The sequence below is a fragment of the Polaromonas naphthalenivorans CJ2 genome (genome assembly GCF_000015505.1).
Taxonomy (GTDB): domain Bacteria; phylum Pseudomonadota; class Gammaproteobacteria; order Burkholderiales; family Burkholderiaceae_C; genus Polaromonas; species Polaromonas naphthalenivorans.
The window spans coordinates 171,541-189,397 of record NC_008781.1 but is presented as its reverse complement, the minus strand read 5'-3'; the positions used below and the strand labels follow the sequence as shown (position 1 = coordinate 189,397).

Below are 17,857 nucleotides of genomic sequence, written 5' to 3'. Positions count from 1 at the left end.
GCGGGCTATTTGGGCTGGGTCGCTGGTGCAATGGCCGGCGGGGTTTTCCGGGGCGGGGTATTTACGGCGGCCTTGGCCGGTTTTGCCGGCTGAAGGGCCTTGTCCTTGCCGCCACGGCTGGGGGCTCGGCTTTTTGAGGCGCGGCAGATGGCGAACCGCCGGGCGTATCGTCCACCAGCAGCGCATTCATCTCGGCGGCCAGGCGCGGCTTGCCAATCGGCGCGGCAGCCCGTCCGGCCTGCACCGCGAGCATGTCTTCTTCGCTCGGGTACTGGCCCATCAGGACATAGTCGAACACCCTGCGGGCAATCGGTGCGGCCACGCCAGCGCCCCAGCCGGCGTTTTCAACAATCACCGCCAGCGCGATTTTGGGGTTGTCGGCCGGCGCAAACGCCATGTAAACCGCATGGTCGCGCTGGTGCTCTTCCATCCGGGACTTGTTGTACTTGTCCTTCTGGCCTATCGTCACCGCCTGGGCCGTGCCGGTCTTGCCGCCGGACAGGTACTGCGCGCCGGCAAACACCTTGGTCGAGGTGCCGCCCTGCGTCACCCCGACCAGCGCCTTGCGGACGATGGCCACGTTCTCGGGCTTGTAGCCCAGATCGACCGGCGGGTCGGCGGGCAGCGGGTGCAGGGCGCGCGTCACCGTGTCCTGCGTGCCCATCACCAGGCGCGGCTTGTGCCTGAGCCCGTTGTTGGCCAGCGTGGCCGTTGCCTGCGCCAGCTGCAGCATGGTGAAGCTGTTGTAGCCCTGGCCGATGCCCAGCGAGATGGTTTCGCCGGCAAACCACTTCTGCTGCTCGACGCGCTTGAAATAGCCGCGTTTCCAGGCCTGGCTGGGCAGCACGCCGCGCACTTCGCCGTTGATGTCGATGCCGGTGAGCTGGCCAAAACCCAGCGGCGCCATGAAGTCGTGAATCGCATCGACGCCGAGTTCATTGGCCAGCGAATAAAAATACACGTTGCTCGACTCGACAATCGCGCGGTTCATGTCCATGGCGCCGCCGCGCTCGTTCTCGGGGCTACCGAAGCGGTGGCCGCCAAACATGTAAAAGCCCGGGTCGTGGATGATGGCGCCCGGCGAACGCGTGCCGGTCTGCAGCGCGGCCAGGGCCATGAAGGGCTTGTAGGTCGAGCCCGGCGGGTAGGTTCCGCGCAGCGCCCGGTTCAGCAACGGCTTGTCGATGGACTCGTTGAGCGCCTGCCAGCTTTCCTGGTCGATGCCATCGACGAACAGGTTCGGGTCGAAGGTCGGCTTGCTGACGAAGGCCAGCACCTCGCCGTTTCTCGGGTCCAGCGCCACCAGCGCGCCGCGCCGCGTGCCGAACATGTCCTCGACCAGTTTTTGCAGGCCGATGTCCAGCGACAGCATGACGGTGTTGCCGGGCGTGGCCGGGCTGGTGGCGAGCTTGCGCAGCGCGCGCCCGCCGGCCGAGGTTTCCATCTGCTCGACGCCGGTCTGGCCGTGCAGCTGCTGCTCGAAGCTCTGCTCGACGCCGAGCTTGCCGATGTAGTCGGTGCCCCGGTAATTGCCTTCTTCCTCGCGCTCCTCGATGGCGTCTTTCTCTAGCTGGTTGATGCGGCCGATGTAGCCCACCACATGGCTGCCCAGCTCGCCGTAGGGATAGCTGCGAAACAGCCGGGCCTTGATGTCCACGCCCGGAAAGGCAAAGCGCCGGGCCGCGAAGCGCGCCACTTCCTCGTCGGAGAGGCGCGTGCGCAACGGGATCGACTCGAAGCTTTTCGACTCCTCGCGCAGGCGCTTGAAGCGCCGCTTGTCGCGGGGCTGGATATCGACCAGCTTTTCCAGCGCGGCGATGGTTTCGTCCAGGTTCTCGACCTTGGACGGGGTGATTTCCAGCGTGTAGGCCGAGTAGTTGGACGCCAGCACGATGCCGTTGCGGTCCAGGATCAGGCCGCGATTGGGAACGATGGGGACAATCGCCGTGCGGTTGCTCTCGGCCTGCGCGCGCAGGTCTTCGTGGCGATAGACCTGCAAATACACCAGCCGCGACGCCACCAGCGAAAAGCAGAGAAACACCACCAGGCCGGCCACCAGCACACGGGTGCGAAAGCGTGACAGGTCGGCTTCAACATTTCTGAGTTCAGTCATGGCGATGGGACTCGGCGCAGGGCAAAAAGTGCCGGGGAGGAATGCATTTGATCAGTTAAGGGCAGCGCAGTACGCGAAGCGACAAGTGTGGGAGCGACACTCCCCACCAGCAGGGGCCGCGGAACCGGCTTCGCCGGGCCGCAGGCGCAGCGGCCCCCTCGGGGGGCAGGGAGCCACACGCAGTGGGCGACTGTGGGGGCCATGTTCAGAGCGGGCGATTCTCATCCCGGTCGGGCGTGCGCAGCTGCGGCACCAGCAGCAGCACGCTGGCCACCGGCCACAGCAGCGCCTCAGCCAGGGGCGCCAGCAGCACGATCCAGCCCGGAAAGACGCCGCCGCCCAGCAGCCGAAGGATTATTTCAGCGCCATGCGCCGCCGCGAACAGGGGCAGCACCTGCAGCGCCTGCAGCGGCACCGTGAACCACAGCAGCCGGCGCTGGATCATGGCCGCCAAAAAACTCAGCATCGTGTAGGAAAAGGCATGCTGCCCGAGCAGCGAGGTCTGGTGCACATCTATCGCCAAGCCAAACATGAAGGCAATGCCGATGCCGACTTTGAGCGGCTGGTGCACGCTCCAGAACACCAGCACCAGCGCCAGAAATTCGGGCATCCAGGGGATGCGTCCCAGCGGCAGCATGTCGAGCAGCAAGGCCGCAATCAGGGTGCACCAGATGAACACCGGACTGGCGGGCAGCAGCAGTTGCTGGCCGGAACGCATGATCATTTGGCGCTTCCCCTTTTGGCAGGCACGACCGGCGCGGCGACTGGCGGGCGCAGCGCCACGTCGGAGGTGACCGGCTTGACCACGATGACATGGCGCGCGCCGGCGGTCAGCGCCTCGGGCACGCAGTAGATCTTGGAAAAGGCCGATTCGGCGCGGTGCTCGATCCGGCTGACCCGGGCCACCGGCAGGCCGGGCGGATAGACGCCATCGACGCCGCTGGTGGTCAGCAGGTCGCCCTGCTGCACGTCGGCATTGCTGCCCATGAAGCGCAGTTCCATCCCGCTGCCGCCCACGGTCGGGTCGCCATAGGCCACGCTGCGCGCGCCGGTGCGCACATTGAGCACCGGAATGGCCAGCTCCCGGTCCACCACCAGCGTGACTTCGCTGACCAGCGGATGCACGCGCGTGACCTGCCCGAGCACGCCGGACTCATCGAGCACCGGCGAACCCAGATCGACCTTGTGCGCCTGCCCCTTGTCGATGATGACCTTGCGGGTGTAGGAATCGGCCGCATCGTAGAGCACCTCGGCCGCCATGACGGGCGTGGTGATTTGCTCTTTCAGCTCCAGCAGCTTGCGCAGGCGGTTGTTTTCCTGCATCAGTTCCTCGACCTGGCCGGCGCGCAGCGACTGCAGCGCGAGCTTTTTGCGGGCCTCCGCGCTCTCGGACTGGGCCTGGCTCAGGCTGGTGAAATACTCGCTGGCACCCTGCACCGCATGCACCGGCTGCACGGCCAGCCACTGCACCGGGTACAGGGCGGTCGCAATCACGGCGCGGATCGGCTGGGTGACGTTGAAGCGCGCATCGGCCACCATCAGGAACAGCGACAGCGCGCCGAAGAAAACCAGCTTGGAATAGACCGACGGCCCCTGGTTGAAAAAGGGCGGCAGGGATCTGTCGAGAGTTCCTAGAGCCATGGTGCGTTGTCAAGCCGGTCTGGTCATGCTGCAGGTGTACAGCATCAAACTGACTTGAGGAATGGCGTGGTGGAAAAACTTATTCCGTGGTGAAGATCGAGCCCATGCGGTCCATGCGCTCCAGCGCAATGCCACAGCCGCGCACCACGCAGGTCAGCGGGTCTTCGGCGACCAGCACCGGCAGGCCGGTTTCCTCGGCCAGCAGGCGGTCCAGGTCGCGCAGCAGCGCGCCGCCGCCGGTCAGCATCATGCCGCGGTCGGAAATGTCGGCGCCGAGTTCGGGCGGCGTCTGCTCCAGCGCGTTCTTGACGGCCGAGACGATCTGGTTCAGCGGGTCGGTCAGGGCTTCGAGGATTTCATTGCTTGAAATCGTGAAGCTGCGCGGCACGCCTTCGGACAGGTTGCGGCCCTTGACTTCCATTTCCTTGACTTCGGAGCCCGGAAAGGCCGAACCGATGGTCTTTTTGATGACTTCGGCCGTCGGCTCGCCGATCAGCATGCCGTAGTTGCGGCGGATGTAGTTGATGATGGCCTCGTCGAAGCGGTCGCCGCCGACGCGCACGCTGCCTTTATAGACCATGCCGCCCAGCGAGATCACGCCGACTTCGGTCGTGCCGCCGCCGATATCGACGACCATCGAGCCGCTGGCCTCCGACACCGGCAGGCCGGCACCCAGCGCGGCGGCCATCGGTTCTTCAATCAGGTAGACGGCGGCGGCGCCGGCAGCCTCGGCCGCGTCCTTGATGGCGCGGCGCTCGACCTGGGTGGAGCCGCAGGGCACGCAGATGATGATGCGCGGGCTCGGCGTGAGCAGGCGGCGCGGATGCACCATCTTGATGAACTGCTTGATCATCTGCTCGGTGATGACGAAGTCGGCGATCACGCCGTCCTTCATCGGGCGAATCGCCTCGATGTTGCCGGGCACCTTGCCCAGCATCGCCTTGGCTTCGCGGCCGACGGCCTGAATCACCTTTTTTCCGTGGGGGCCGCCTTCGTGGCGAATCGCAACCACCGAGGGCTCGTCCAGCACAATGCCCTTGTCGCGCGCAAAAATCAGGGTGTTGGCGGTGCCCAGATCAATCGCCAGGTCGGTGGAAAAGTACCGACGGAATGCTTCAAACATGTTCAGGAATCCAGTTGGGGCATGCGCAAAACTTCGTTGCAGCATCGCCTTTTATTATTAATCAGCAGCAAAGAGAGGAAGGATGGGATCAGGCTGAGCAAACGGCTTGGAAAGCGTCTAAAAAGCGCCTAAAGGGAGTATCAGGCCTTGATTTCACGCCAAAGGCGGGATAATACCGCATCCCTGTGAAATCAGCGGCCTACAATGCCCGTTTTTTAGGCGTTACAACTGGTTTCAGCCCGTGTTTTCACGCCGTTTTCCCGGCCCATTTTCCTTCTTCCGCATCACCTCACAACTCCTATGGCATTGACATTTAAAGACATTGAGCGCGTGGCCAACCTGGCGCGGCTCGAACTCAGGCCTGACGAAACCGAGCACACGCTGAGCCAGTTGAACGGTTTTTTTGCGCTGGTCGAGCAGATGCAGGCGGTCAACACCGACGGCGTCGAGCCGCTGGCGCACCCGGCGGCGCTGCTGGGCGAAGTCGCCCTGCGCCTGCGCGAGGACATTGCCAGCGAACCCAACCAGCGCGAGGCCAGCCAGGCCAGCGCACCGGCCGTCGAGCGCGGCCTGTTTCTTGTGCCGAAAGTGATCGAATGAGCAGCATTCCCCTGACCCCGTCAAATCTCGACCTGCACGACCTCGGCGTCGCGCAACTGGCCGCCAAACTGGCCGCCGGTGACATCTCCAGCGTCGAAGTCACCCAGCATTTCCTGAACCGCATCGGGCAGCACGCCGGTCTGGGCGCCTTCCTGGCCCTTGACGCCGACGTGTCGCTGGCGCAGGCCCGGGCCGCCGACGCGCGGCTGGCCGCCGGCGAGCGCACGCCCTTGCTGGGCGTGCCGCTGGCGCACAAGGACGTGTTCGTCACGCGCGACTTCCCGACCACCGCCGGCTCGAAGATGCTCGCCAACTACCGCAGCCCGTTCGACGCGACCGTGGTCAGCCGGCTGGGCGTTGGCCCAGGTGGCGCCGGCATGGTCACGCTGGGCAAGCTCAACTGCGACGAGTTCGCCATGGGTTCGGGCAATGAAAACAGCGCCTATCAAAAGGTGCAAAACCCGTGGGACACCAGCCGCGTTCCGGGCGGCTCCTCGGGCGGCTCGGCGGCGGCGGTGGCCGCGCGGCTCGTTCCTGCAGCGACTGGCACCGATACCGGCGGCTCGATTCGCCAGCCCGCATCGCTGACCGGCATCACCGGCATCAAGCCGACCTACGGCCGCTGCTCGCGCTATGGCATGGTGGCGTTTGCCTCCAGCCTGGACCAGGCCGGCCCGATGGCGCGCAGCGCGCTGGACTGCGCGCTGCTGCTGTCCGCCATGGCCGGGCCTGACCCCGACCGCGATTCGACCTCGCTGGACATGCCGGCCGTCGATTACGCTACTGATTTAATAGCTGCTCGCACAGATGGGACAAGCGCAAAGCCCCTGAAAGGCTTGAGAATCGGCCTGCCGACGCAGTTTTTCGGCGCGGGCTGCGCGCCCGACGTGCTGGCCGCCGTGCGCGGCGCGCTCAGCGAGTTTGAAAAGCTCGGCGCCACGCTGGTCGATGTCAGCCTGCCGCTGACCGAGCTGTCGATTCCGGTCTATTACGTGATTGCCCCGGCCGAGGCCAGCAGCAACCTGAGCCGCTTCGACGGCGTGCGCTACGGCCACCGCGCCGCGCACTACACCGACCTGACCGACATGTACAAAAAGTCGCGTTCGGAAGGCTTTGGCGACGAAGCCACGCGCCGCATCATGATCGGCACCTACGTGCTGTCGCACGGCTACTACGACGCCTACTACTTGAAGGCGCAAAAAATCCGCCGCCTGATCGCGCAGGACTTCCAGACCGCTTTTGCGCAATGCGACGTGATTGCCGGGCCGGTGTCGCCCACGGTGGCCTGGAAAATCGGCGAAAAATCCGACGACCCGGTCGCCAGCTACCTGGCCGACATCTACACGTTGTCGTCGAGCCTGGCCGGCCTGCCCGGCATGAGTGTTCCGGCCGGCTTCGGCGCGGGCGGCATGCCGGTCGGCCTGCAGCTGATCGGCAACTACTTCAAGGAAGCGCAGCTGCTGGGCGCGGCGCACCAGTTCCAGCTGGCGACCGACTGGCACCAGAAAGCACCGGGAATTTCCGCATGAGCAAAACCACCAAATCCCTGCTGGTGCAAGGCTACGAAGTCGTCATCGGCTTTGAAACCCACACCCAACTCACCACGCAATCGAAGCTGTTCAGCCGCGCGCCCATTGCCTTTGGCGCCGAGCCGAACACCCAAGCGTCCGCCGTCGATTTCGCGCTGCCCGGCGCGCTGCCGGTGATGAACAAGGGCGCGGTGCAGCGCGCCATCGAGTTCGGCCTGGCGGTGAACGCGCACATCGCCGAAAAAAGCATCTTCGCGCGCAAGAACTATTTCTACCCCGACCTGCCCAAGGGCTACCAGATCAGCCAGTTCGAGATTCCTGTCGTGCAGGGCGGCGTGGTCGAATTCTTCCTGGACGGCGAGAAAAAATCCGTGCGCCTGGTGCGTGCCCACCTCGAAGAAGACGCGGGCAAGTCGCTGCATGAAGACTTCATCGGCATGAGCGGCATCGACCTGAACCGCGCCGGAACGCCGCTGCTGGAGATCGTCACCGAACCCGACATGCGCTCGACCGCCGAGGCGGTGGCCTATGCCAAGGAGCTGCACAAGATCGTCACCTGGATCGGCATCTGCGACGGCAACATGCAGGAAGGCAGCTTTCGCTGCGACGCCAACGTCTCGGTGCGCAAGCCCGGCGAGCCGCTGGGCACGCGCCGCGAGATCAAGAACCTGAACAGCTTCAAGTTCATGCAGCAGGCCATGGACTACGAAGTGCGCTGGCAGATCGAGCAGATCGAGGACGGCCACGAAATCCAGCAGGCGACCGTGCTGTTCGACCCGGACACGGGCGAGACGCGCAGCATGCGCAGCAAGGAAGACGCCGCCGATTACCGCTATTTCCCCGACCCGGATTTGCCGCCGCTGGTGATTGGCCGGGACTGGGTGGAAAAGACCCGCTCGGAAATGTCGGAACTGCCGCGCGTGATGGCGGCGCGCTTCGTGGCCGACTACGGTTTGCCCGAATACGATGCCGGCCAGCTCACGCAGAGCAAGGCGACGGCGGCTTACTTCGAGGCCGTGGCGACCGCCAGCAAAAGCCCCAAGCTGGCCAGCAACTGGGTCATGGGCGAGCTGTCGCGCCGCCTCAATGCTGAAGAAAAATCGATCGAGGCTTCTGCGGTCAGCGCGCTGCAACTGGCTGCGCTGATTGGCCGAATTGCCGACGGCACGATTGCCAACAACGCCGCCCGGCAGGTGTTTGACGCCTTGTGGACCGGCGAAGGCCTGGACGTTGACGCGCTGATCGAAGCCAAGGGCCTCAAGTCGATGAGCGACACCGGCGAACTCGAAACCATCATCGACGGCGTGCTGGCGGCCAACGCCAAAAACGTCGAGGAAGTCAAAGCCGGCAATGCCAAAGCCTTCAACGCGCTGGTCGGCCAGGCCATGAAGGCCACCAAGGGCAAGGCCAATCCGGCGCAGGTCAATGAACTGCTGAAGAAAAAACTGGGCTGAAGCCTGCGCGGAAAAGCGCTTGAATGCTATTAAAAATATAGCTTCAAGCGCCCGCCCCTATTGCGCAAAAGGCTGATTTTATTCAAAAAATCAGTTCTTGCCTACTTTTGAGGCGCTGGCGCCGGGCCGGATCGGCGGACTCACCATCGGCCAGAGCTGCTTGAGCTTGGCCAGTTCTTCGTCAAAGCGCAGGTTGACGCGCTTTTTTTCCTGTTCCTGGTCGGCGATGAACTTTTGCTGCACCGCGACGCTGCCCTCGTTTTCTTCCAGCCTGCGCTTGAGCGATGCGGGCGCCCTGGACAGGTCCTTGGCATAAAACTCCAGTTCGCTGGCAATCGCCTTGCGCTGATCGGCCAGTTCGCCCCTGCGCTTGATGGAGGCCTTGATGACTTCGTCGATCTGCAGCAGTGCGGCAGTGCGCTCTTGGTCATGCACGGCGCGTGTCGGGTAACGCAGCAGCAAGGCCCGGTCGCGGCGCTTGTCTTCGGCTTCGCGGGCGCGAATCTCGGCGGCCTGCCTGTCCTTTTCATCCTGCGCGGCCTGCTCGTGCGCCGTGAGCGAAGGGCCGATCTGGCGCTTGAGCAGGCCGTTGCGTGACAGCTCGCGCTGCGTGCGGTCGCTGCATTCGGGAATCGGGCGATCTGCAGTGATGGTCCGGCCTCGTGCATCCACACAGGAATAGATGTCCTGGGCGACGGCGGCGCCGCCGCACAGCAAGGCCAGGCCGGCAAGGCCCAAGGTGATGGGGGAAGGCAAGCGCAATTTGGTTTTTCAGTTGACGCCGTAGCGTTCGCGGTAGGCCAGAACGGACTGGTAATGGTCTTTCAAGCGCTGTCCATCAAGGGTTTCGCCGCCCGATGGACTGTCGCTCTTCTCGGACAGATACTGCAGCAAGTCGCTCAGCCGCGCAATGGCGCAGACCTGCAGGCCGAGCTGCCGGGTGACATATTGCACGGCGCTGTGTTCCACGTCCAGCCCGTTCTCCGTCGCTTTTTCCTGCCGGTCCAGCGCAATGGCCACGGCGTGCGGCGTGGCGCCGGCGGCCTGGATCAGCGCAATCGACTCGCGCACGGCGGTGCCGGCGGACATCACGTCATCGACGATCAGCACCCGCCCCTGGAGCTTCGCGCCGACCAGCGTGCCGCCCTCGCCGTGGTCCTTGGCTTCCTTGCGGTTGTAGGCAAACGGCAGGTTGCGCCCCAGCCGCGCCAGCTCGATGGCCACGGCGGCGGCCAGCGGAATGCCCTTGTAGGCCGGGCCGAAAATCATGTCGAACGCCAGGCCGCTGCGCTGCTCCTCGGCCAGCAACTGGCGCGCATAAAATTGCGCCAGCCGGCCCAGCTTGGCGCCGTCGTCGAACAGGCCGGCATTGAAAAAGTAGGGGCTCATGCGGCCGGCCTTGGTCTTGAACTGGCCAAAGCGCAGCACCCCCGATTCAACCGCGAACTGCACGAATTCCTGGGCCAGGCTGCCCTCCGCTGGCATGGCCTCGCCTTGATTGCCTGTCTGCCCTGTCGTCGTATTCATTGAAAGTCCCATGTTCAAATTAACCAGTCTTAACCTCAACGGCATCCGTTCCGCCGCCAGCAAGGGCCTGCAGGAATGGGTTGCCCAGTCCATGCCGGATTGTATTTGCGTGCAGGAGCTGAAGGCGCAGGCCGCCGACCTGAGCGGGCGCTTCGAAGCCATCGCCGGGCACAAGGGCTACTTTCAGTTTGCCGAGAAAAAGGGCTATTCGGGCGTCGGCATCTACACCCGCCACGAGCCCAGCGACGTGATCGTCGGCTATGGCTCGACCGAGTTCGATGCCGAAGGCCGCTATGTCGAGCTGCGCTTTGACCGCCCCGGCCGCAGGCACAGCCCGAAGCTGTCCATCATCAGCTGCTATTTCCCGAGCGGCTCGTCGGGCGAGGAGCGCCAGGCGGCCAAGTTCCGTTTCCTGGCCGAACTCTATCCGCACCTGGCGGCCCTGAAACGCTGCGGCGGCGACAACCGTGAATTCGTGCTGTGTGGCGACATCAACATCGCGCACCAGGAAATCGACCTGAAAAACTTCAAGGGCAACAAGAAGAACAGCGGCTTTTTGCCCGAGGAACGCGCCTGGATGACCGAGTTGTTGGCCCCCACGCTCCCCACTGCGTGTGGTTCGCTGCCCCCCGAGGGGGCCGCTGCGCCTGCGGCCCGGCAAAGCCGTCTCCGTGGCCCTGGCTTGCAGGAAGCTTCTGCGGCCGTAGATGCTGCGCCTGCCCTGGACAGTTCGGCACAAGGCGGCGGCATGGTCGATGTCTATCGCCGGCTGCATCCCGCCACCACCGATGAGGCCTACACCTGGTGGAGCAACCGGGGCCAGGCGTATGCCAAGAACGTCGGCTGGCGGCTGGACTACCACCTGGCGACGCCCGGCTTTGGCGCCACCGCCCATTCGGCGTCGATTCACAAGGCGCAGCGCTTCAGCGACCACGCGCCCCTGACGATTGAATACGACTGGGCGCTGTGAACGGCAGGCGCGGCCGTTCATGCTGGCGCCAGATGCGGCAGATCGGGAGCGGGAGGGGCCAGGGTGACGAAGACCGATGTGCCCTCGCCCACGGTCGATTCGAGCCAGATGCGCCCATGGTGCCGGGCAACGATTCGCTCGCAGGTCGTCAGTCCGATGCCGGTTCCGCTGAATTCGCTCAGCGTGTGAAAGCGCTGAAAGGGCTTGAACAGCAGTTCGCTGCTGCTGGCGTCAAAGCCCACGCCATTGTCCCTGACGCAGAAAGTCGCTTCAGGCGCCGCGCCCGCCAGCAGTAGCTGAACGCAGGCATCGTCACGCTTGCCCGTGAACTTCCAGGCGTTGCCCAGCAGATTGGTCAGCAGCGGCCGCACCAGGCCCGGGTCTGCGCGCACCTGCAGCGATGCAGGCGACTCGAAGCGGACCTGGCGATGGGGCTCCTGCTCGCGCAGCTCTTCGATGATTTCATGCGCCAGGGGAACAAGGTCGATGTCCTCGATGACCAGCACGGTCTTGGAGACGCGCGACAGGGCCAGCAGGTCATTGACCAGGCTGGCCATTTGCCGGGCCGAACGCCCGATCCGGGCAATCAGCCGGACACCGTCTTCCTTGAGCGTATCGGCATGGCGGTTTTGAAGAAGCTGGGAGAAACCGATCACCGACACCAGCGGCGCCTTCAAATCGTGGGCGATGGTCCTGGCAAACGCGTCGAGTTCGGCATTGACACGCACCAGTTCAGCGGTTCGCTCGGTGACCAGCCTTTCGAGTTCAACATGCGTTCTGGCACGCAGGGCCTCGTGTTCCTTGGCAGCCGTGATGTCTTCGAGAATGCCGCCCATCATCGTCACCAGCCCCTCGGCATCGACGATGAGCCGCTTGCGGTCCGAAACCCATTTGATCTCGCCCGACGTGGCACGAATCCGGTACTCGCAACTCGCTTCGCCCTCGGTCATCAGTTCAACACTGGACGCTTTTGCAATGTGCGCATCATCGGGATGGACGACCTGGAGCCAAAGGTCCGGATTGGCCTGCATCGCCTCGGGCGCAAAACCATAGACGCGCTCCAGCGCCGGACTGACATAGAGCATGGTCCGGCCGTCGGCCGAGGCGATCCACAGGATGCTGGCCAGACTTTGGTGGAGTTGCCGAAACTGCGCTTCCTGGCGTTCAAGGGCATGCTTGGACAGGATATCGGCCGTGACGTCGATGGCCATCACCATTTCCGCCTTGCGCTGCATGAACTCGACCGCATGCGCCGTCAGGTGGACAAAAACCACTTCACCGGAGCGCTTGCAGTGCCGCACCACGCCGATGTCGCGGTGCCGGTCCTGCGGGCTGTGCATGAGCGCATGCAGGCGTGAGATGTCCTCTTCCGGGCAGATATCGGCCAGGTTCATCGCCAGCATCGCCTCACGCGAATACCCGTAGTAGCGGGTGGCCGCGTCATTCACGGCGATGAATTCAAGGGTGTCGCGGTCATAGACCCACATGGGCTTGGGATGCTGCAGGAACAGATCCCCGATCTGCAGTTCCGTGGCCTCGGCACGGCTGAGCGCATTCCAGAGCCGCCGGTAGCCCGCGTTGACCAGGAAAATCAGCCCCACGGAGGTCACCCCAACATAGAAAAATCCCTTGTAGCGCTGTGCCGTTACCAGCCATGCGGGGTCGGTGGAAATGGACGAAATAGCCGCATCCGAGGCAATGATCCACAACAATCCAAGCACCGCGTAAAGCACGCCGGTTCCCAGTGCGAATCGTGAGCCATCCGTTTTCAGGATTGCTTTCAAATTTTGAGGCATTGCAATCCAGTAGAGTTGTTGAAACAACATTCCATCTACAGGATGGCAGCCGATGCCAAGGCTTGCGCGCGTCTTCTTGATGAGCCATCCAGGATGTAACGGGAACTGGCCTCCCCGATGCGTTTGGAGCAGCGCGGCGACCGGTTCGATTATTCCAGATCACACAAAATGGCGTGACTTGTTTCAAGATGTTCTGGCTTTCTGGCAAGGCCCAGGCTTCAGGCAAGCTGTTTTTTTGCCGGTTGCCAGTTCACTCCACGCATTTGGTGCGGAAAATAATTTCGCCACCGGGTATCTGCACCACCCGGACTTCCTTGCGCTCCGGAGCGGTGATGCTTTTTGCCGCAACGGCCACCGCCAGCGAACTGTCGTCGTACAGATGATTGAAGTTGATGGACATCAACAAGCCGCTTCGAAGCGTGCCGCTGCTTTCAATGCGGTATTTAGCACTACTCTGCCAAGTGAAAGGGTAGAATTTCTGGATATGGCTGTCGGAGGGATATCCATGGATACCGTGATTCCTGTCAGAACCAATTGGCCTGAAGATTTTCAGGAATGGCTCCAGCCGTTCCTGGCCGTTTTCACACGTTCCGAGCAGCGCTGCTGGGCACCTCTCTACCTGCAAGGACTCCTGGGGCCGGGCGCGCGCAAAAGTGTCGCACCCATGGCTGAACGTGTGTGTCCCGGTCAGACGCAGCAACTCCACCATTTTGTGTCGTCATCGACTTGGTCCACCGCTCCGCTGGAACAGGTGCTGCGCAAGAAGGCTGACGCTTTGGTAGGCGGCAAGGACGCTGTGCTGATCGTGGACGACACGGCGCTACCCAAGCAGGGCAAGCACTCGGTAGGGGTCAAGCGCCAACACTGCGGCGTACTCGGTAAGCAGGCTAACTGCCAGGTATTGGTATCGCTCACCTTAGCGCGCAAGGAAGTGCCAGTGCCGATCGCCCTGCGGCTGTACTTGCCCGAAGATTGGGCACAGGACGAAGCGCGTCGTGCAGCAGCCAAGGTACCCGAGTCGATTACGTTCGAGACCAAGGGTGACATCGCGCTGGCGCAGATCGATGCCGCGCTGGCTGACGGCGTGCGCTTTGGCATGGTGCTGGCCGATGCCGGCTATGGCAGTTCGGCAGGCTTTCGCGCTGGGCTTACGCAGCGAGGGCTACGATGGGCAGTGGGCGTGCAGCCCACGCAGAAGGTCTATCCAGCTGATGTGCGGCTCGATGTGCCGGCCGATCCCCCGGTGGGGCGCCCCGCCAAGCACCCAAGACCTTCGACGCCGAGCGTGTCCGTCGTGCAGATGATTGAAACGTTGGGTTCCAAGGCCCTGCGGCGCTGTTCCTGGCGCAGCGGCACCAAGGGCATGCTCAGCGCACGCTTTGCTGCTGTGTGGGTGTGCGTTGCTGACGGCGCGCTGGTATCGCATTGGCAGCATCTTCCGGGGCAAGCCGCATGGCTGGTGTGCGAAGTGCGCTCCAGTGGCGAGCGCAAGTATTACTTTACTAACCATCCGGCTGACACGCCGCGCAGGACGCTGGTACGCGCGATCAAGGCCCGCTGGGCGTGCGAGCAGGCGCATCAGCAACTCAAGGATGAACTTGGCCTGGACCATTACGAAGGCAGATCCTGGCTGGGACTGCACCATCACGCGCTGCTGACCATGATGGCTTTTGGTTATCTGCAGCACCGACGTCTGGACAGTGTTTTGCAAGCGGGAAAAAAAACTGGCATCCAATGCACCGGGACCGCCACCGCAACCATCATTGCCAGCGGTACGCCGGGCCATTCTCGCCGCGCTTTGTCGGGTAATTTGCGTTCAGTGTCCTCATTGCGGCGCCACGATAAACCTGCGTCAGCGTGAGTGACATGGCAGAGTAGTGTTAGGGGGTTGCATGGTCAAATCCTCGTCGAAATAATTTTTCATGGCGTCAACCTGCCAGAAGCTGTGCGGCGGGCACCGGGCCAGCCTTCGCCACTGCCGAAGGCAAAACCGCCCTCTTCATTCATGAAAGCCGCGATGATAGGGAACTCAATGGCAAGGGTCTGGCCACGCCTCCCCTGAACGGGGGATAGGGTGAACCAGCATTCTTGAACTGCCAACGTGCCAACAGGCCGCCAATCCTGAACCAGGGCCGGACCAATAACCGGGGTGGCGCCTTTTTGCGTTCTCCACAATTTTCTTGATGAAACCGGCCTGATCGGGCCTCAGCGAGAACCTTCCGGGCAGTTGCCGGCAACAATCTTGCGCCGCAGGAGAACCCAGATTTGATTAAATACAAATAGAAACCGTAAACATTTGAAACTTACAAAGTTATCAGGATCAATCGCCTTATTCACGCCGTTCGGCTGAGACAACAGCCCATGTCCGTCAGCGCCAAGCGCTGCCGGCTGAGTTCCTTTCAGCGGGCGTTTATGGATACTGCGAAGTCCTGGAACTCATGAAGAAAACCCATGCGCATTCTCTGGACCTACCTGCGGCCGCACCGCGCGCTCGCCGCCCTCGCCCTGCTGCTGGCGGCCATCAGCCAGGTGCTGGCGCTGGTCGATCCGATCATTTTCGGCAGGATCATCGACGACTACGCCATCGGCCGCGCCGGAAAGTCCGAAGCCGAGCTGGTGTCGGGCGTGCTGTCGCTGCTCGGGCTGGCGGTCGGGGTTGCCGTGCTGTCGCGGCTGGCCAAGACGCTGCAGGACTACGCCACGCGGCTGGTAGTGCAGAAGTTCGGCACGCAGATCTTCAACGACGGGCTGCGCCAGGTGCTGCGCCTGAAGTTCCAGGAATTCGAGGATCTGCGCAGCGGCGAAACGCTGTCGCTGCTGCAAAAGGTGCGCGCCGACAGCGAGCGCTTCATCAACGCCTTCATCAACACCCTGTTCGCGGCCATCGTGGGCATCGCTTTCCTGAGTTGGTATTCGGTCACCCGGCACTGGCTGCTGGTGCCGGTGTTCCTGGTCGGCGTGCTGCTGATGGGCGGGCTGACCGGGCTGCTGAGCCGCGAGATCAAGACCCAGCAGCGCTCCATCGTGCGCGAGACCAACCGCAATTCGGGCTTCATCACCGAGTCGCTGCGCAATATTGAACTCATCAAGAGCCTGGGCCTGACCTTTCCCGAGATTCGGCGCCTGCAGGCGCAGACGATGAAAATATTCGCGCTGGAGATGAAGAAGGTCAGGCGCATCCGGCTGCTGTCCTTCCTGCAGGGAAGCACGCTGAGCCTGCTCAAGCTGGCGATCTTGTTTGCCCTGCTGTGGCTGATTTTTCGCGATGTGCTGAGCACCGGCGAGCTGATCGCGATGCAGTTCATTTCGGTGGCGATTTTTGCGCCGCTGCAGGAACTGGGCAATGTGATCGTCGCCTACCGGGAAGTGGAAACGTCGCTGCTCAACTTTGATGCGCTGATGAACAAGCCGGTCGAGCGGCGGCCCGAGTCGCCGGTCAAGATCGGCCCGGTCACGGAGGTGCGTTTTACCGATGTCAGCTTTCGCCACAAGGGGGCCAGCGACAACGCGCTGGAATCGCTGTCGTTTTCCGCCGGTCTGGGCGACACCATCGCTTTTGTCGGTCCGTCGGGCTCGGGCAAGTCAACCCTGGTCAAGCTGCTGGTCGGCCTGTACACGCCGGCCAGCGGCCAGGTGTTCTACAACGGCATTGCAACCCGGGACCTGCGCTACAACGAGGTGCGGCGGCAAATCGGCTTCGTGACGCAGGAAACCCACCTGTTCGCCGGCACGCTGCGCGAGAACCTGCTGTTCGTCAAGCCCGACGCCAGCGATAGGGAAATCATCGCCGCGATGGAGCAGGCCGCGTGCGCCTACCTGCTGGAGCAGTCGCCCGACGGGCTGGACACCGCCATCGGCGAGATGGGCATGAAGCTCTCGGGCGGCGAAAAGCAGCGCCTGTCGATTGCCCGGGCGCTGATCCGCCAGCCGCGCCTCCTGATTTTTGACGAAGCCACGTCGGCGCTCGATTCCATCACCGAAGAGCAGATCACCCGCACGGTGCGCCACCTGTCCATCAGCAGCACCCGGATCACGCTCCTGATTGCCCACCGGCTTTCAACCATCATGCATGCCAGCACCATCTTCGTGCTGGAAAAGGGCTGCATCGTGGAAAGTGGCACCCATGCGGCGCTGCTCGAAGCCAAGGGGCTGTACTACGCGATGTGGCGCCAGCAGATCGGCGAACGGCCGGCCAAGCGCGTGGCGCTGGAGTAAGCCTGCGCCCGCTACGACTGCGCCATGCGCATGCGGCGCGCGGCCTCCTCGGCGCTGGCGTCGTCAATCTCGCGCAGCACGCCGCCGACATCGACCGGGCCGGTCTTGCGCCTGAAATGGCCGGTCAGCACCGTCTCGGGGTACAGCACGCCGCGCTGGTACAAGTCCCACATCTCGTTGCCGTAGTCGATGGTCAAGAGGTCGGGCGCGAAACGACCGAAGAAGTTGCGCAGGTTGGCCACGTCGCGCAGCAGCATGCGGCTGGCGTGGTTGTTGCCGGCAGCATCCACCGCCTGCGGCAGGTCGATGATGACCGGGCCGTCTTCGGCCAGCAGGATGTTGAACTCCGACAGGTCGCCGTGCACGATGCCGGCGCACAGCATGCGGATTACCTCGGTGATCAGCGTCGCATGGTGCCGGCGCGCCTGCTCGGGCGTGAAATCGACGTCGTTCAGGCGCGGGGCCGCGTCGCCGTGCGCGTCGGTCACCAGTTCCATCAGCAGCACGCCGTCGCAGAAATTGTGTGGCTGGGGCACGCGCACCCCGGCGTCGGCCAGCCGGTAGAGCGCATCGACCTCGGCGCTCTGCCAGGCGGCTTCGCTGGCCTGCCGGCCGAATTTGGTGCCCTTGGCCATGGCCCGGGCCTGCCGGGTGTTCTTGACCTTGCGGTTTTCGGTGTAATCGACCGCCTGGCGAAAGCTGCGCTGGTCGGCTTCCTTGTAGATCTTGGCGCAGCGGGTTTCGTCGCCACAGCGCACGACGTACACCATCGCTTCCTTGCCGCTCATCAGCTGGCGAACCACGGTGTCGATCAGGCCCTCTTCAACGAGGGATTGCAGTCTTGGAGGTGCTTTCATGCCCGCCATTGTGCCCCGCAACCGCCCCAGCC

Annotated in this window: 15 protein-coding genes; 6 read left to right on the top strand and 9 right to left on the bottom strand. The window is 63.4% G+C overall.

Features of this window, described 5'->3' with window-relative positions:
* Nucleotides 1-61: 61 nt before the first annotated feature.
* The 4 genes from mrdA to PNAP_RS00845 all read right to left on the bottom strand — a co-directional run bounded on the left by mrdA (nt 62) and on the right by PNAP_RS00845 (nt 4,877).
* Entirely contained in the window at nt 62-2,113 is a 2,052-nt protein-coding gene (gene mrdA, locus PNAP_RS00860) for a penicillin-binding protein 2 (protein ID WP_011799611.1), read from the bottom strand.
* Nucleotides 2,114-2,318: 205 nt separating this feature from the next.
* Entirely contained in the window at nt 2,319-2,837 is a 519-nt protein-coding gene (gene mreD / locus PNAP_RS00855) for a rod shape-determining protein MreD (RefSeq protein ID WP_011799610.1), read from the bottom strand.
* The gene (gene mreC, locus PNAP_RS00850; RefSeq protein WP_011799609.1) at nt 2,834-3,754 is read right to left on the bottom strand and encodes a rod shape-determining protein MreC; all 921 of its coding nucleotides are present in this window, start codon (nt 3,752-3,754) and stop codon (nt 2,834-2,836) included. Before mreC ends, mreD begins: the two co-directional genes overlap by 4 nt.
* Nucleotides 3,755-3,833: 79 nt before the next feature.
* Complete coding sequence (locus PNAP_RS00845; protein WP_041376439.1) at nt 3,834-4,877, bottom strand: rod shape-determining protein; 1,044 nt, start codon at nt 4,875-4,877, stop codon at nt 3,834-3,836.
* Between the two features lie 300 nt (nt 4,878-5,177).
* Here PNAP_RS00845 and gatC point away from each other — a divergent pair, with 300 nt between their 5' ends.
* Genes gatC through gatB form a run of 3 tightly spaced genes read left to right on the top strand, consistent with a single transcriptional unit; the run spans nt 5,178 to nt 8,460 of the window.
* Nucleotides 5,178-5,477, top strand: coding sequence for an Asp-tRNA(Asn)/Glu-tRNA(Gln) amidotransferase subunit GatC (gene gatC, locus PNAP_RS00840; protein WP_011799607.1), 300 nt, complete (start codon nt 5,178-5,180; stop codon nt 5,475-5,477).
* Complete coding sequence (gatA, locus tag PNAP_RS00835; protein ID WP_011799606.1) at nt 5,474-7,006, top strand: Asp-tRNA(Asn)/Glu-tRNA(Gln) amidotransferase subunit GatA; 1,533 nt, start codon at nt 5,474-5,476, stop codon at nt 7,004-7,006. Before gatC ends, gatA begins: the two co-directional genes overlap by 4 nt.
* Complete coding sequence (gene gatB / locus PNAP_RS00830) at nt 7,003-8,460, top strand: Asp-tRNA(Asn)/Glu-tRNA(Gln) amidotransferase subunit GatB (RefSeq protein WP_011799605.1); 1,458 nt, start codon at nt 7,003-7,005, stop codon at nt 8,458-8,460. The genes gatA and gatB overlap by 4 nt, the downstream gene beginning before the upstream one ends.
* 90 nt (nt 8,461-8,550) lie before the next feature.
* Here the strand turns inward: gatB and PNAP_RS00825 are convergent, their stop codons facing one another.
* Both PNAP_RS00825 and pyrE read right to left on the bottom strand, forming a co-directional pair.
* Nucleotides 8,551-9,216 carry a DUF4124 domain-containing protein gene (locus tag PNAP_RS00825; protein WP_232290735.1) on the bottom strand — a complete coding sequence of 222 codons (666 nt, stop codon included), beginning with the start codon at nt 9,214-9,216 and terminating at the stop codon, nt 8,551-8,553.
* Between the two features lie 15 nt (nt 9,217-9,231).
* Nucleotides 9,232-9,987: an orotate phosphoribosyltransferase gene (gene pyrE, locus PNAP_RS00820; RefSeq protein WP_049763622.1), complete on the bottom strand. Its 756-nt coding sequence runs from the start codon at nt 9,985-9,987 to the stop codon at nt 9,232-9,234.
* Between the two features lie 10 nt (nt 9,988-9,997).
* Here pyrE and PNAP_RS00815 point away from each other — a divergent pair, with 10 nt between their 5' ends.
* Nucleotides 9,998-10,957, top strand: a complete 960-nt coding sequence (locus PNAP_RS00815) for an exodeoxyribonuclease III (protein WP_011799602.1) — start codon at nt 9,998-10,000, stop codon at nt 10,955-10,957.
* Between the two features lie 17 nt (nt 10,958-10,974).
* On the opposite strand, the gene PNAP_RS00810 is transcribed toward PNAP_RS00815, so the two are convergent.
* Nucleotides 10,975-12,753, bottom strand: coding sequence for a sensor histidine kinase (locus tag PNAP_RS00810; RefSeq protein WP_198140665.1), 1,779 nt, complete (start codon nt 12,751-12,753; stop codon nt 10,975-10,977).
* Nucleotides 12,754-13,003: 250 nt separating this feature from the next.
* The gene (locus tag PNAP_RS26740; protein ID WP_157040184.1) at nt 13,004-13,153 is read right to left on the bottom strand and encodes a hypothetical protein; all 150 of its coding nucleotides are present in this window, start codon (nt 13,151-13,153) and stop codon (nt 13,004-13,006) included.
* 84 nt (nt 13,154-13,237) lie between these two features.
* Between PNAP_RS26740 and PNAP_RS00805 the strand changes: the two genes are divergently transcribed.
* Together PNAP_RS00805 and PNAP_RS00800 are read left to right on the top strand one after the other, a co-directional pair.
* Nucleotides 13,238-14,614, top strand: a complete 1,377-nt coding sequence (locus PNAP_RS00805; RefSeq protein WP_011799600.1) for an IS701 family transposase — start codon at nt 13,238-13,240, stop codon at nt 14,612-14,614.
* A 590-nt stretch (nt 14,615-15,204) separates the two neighbouring features.
* A complete protein-coding gene (locus tag PNAP_RS00800) occupies nt 15,205-16,968 on the top strand; it encodes an ABC transporter ATP-binding protein (RefSeq protein ID WP_011799599.1) in 1,764 nt (587 codons plus the stop codon).
* A gap of 11 nt (nt 16,969-16,979) precedes the next feature.
* Here the strand turns inward: PNAP_RS00800 and PNAP_RS00795 are convergent, their stop codons facing one another.
* A complete protein-coding gene (locus PNAP_RS00795; RefSeq protein WP_041376881.1) occupies nt 16,980-17,825 on the bottom strand; it encodes a PA4780 family RIO1-like protein kinase in 846 nt (281 codons plus the stop codon).
* Between the last annotated feature and the right edge of the window lie 32 nt (nt 17,826-17,857).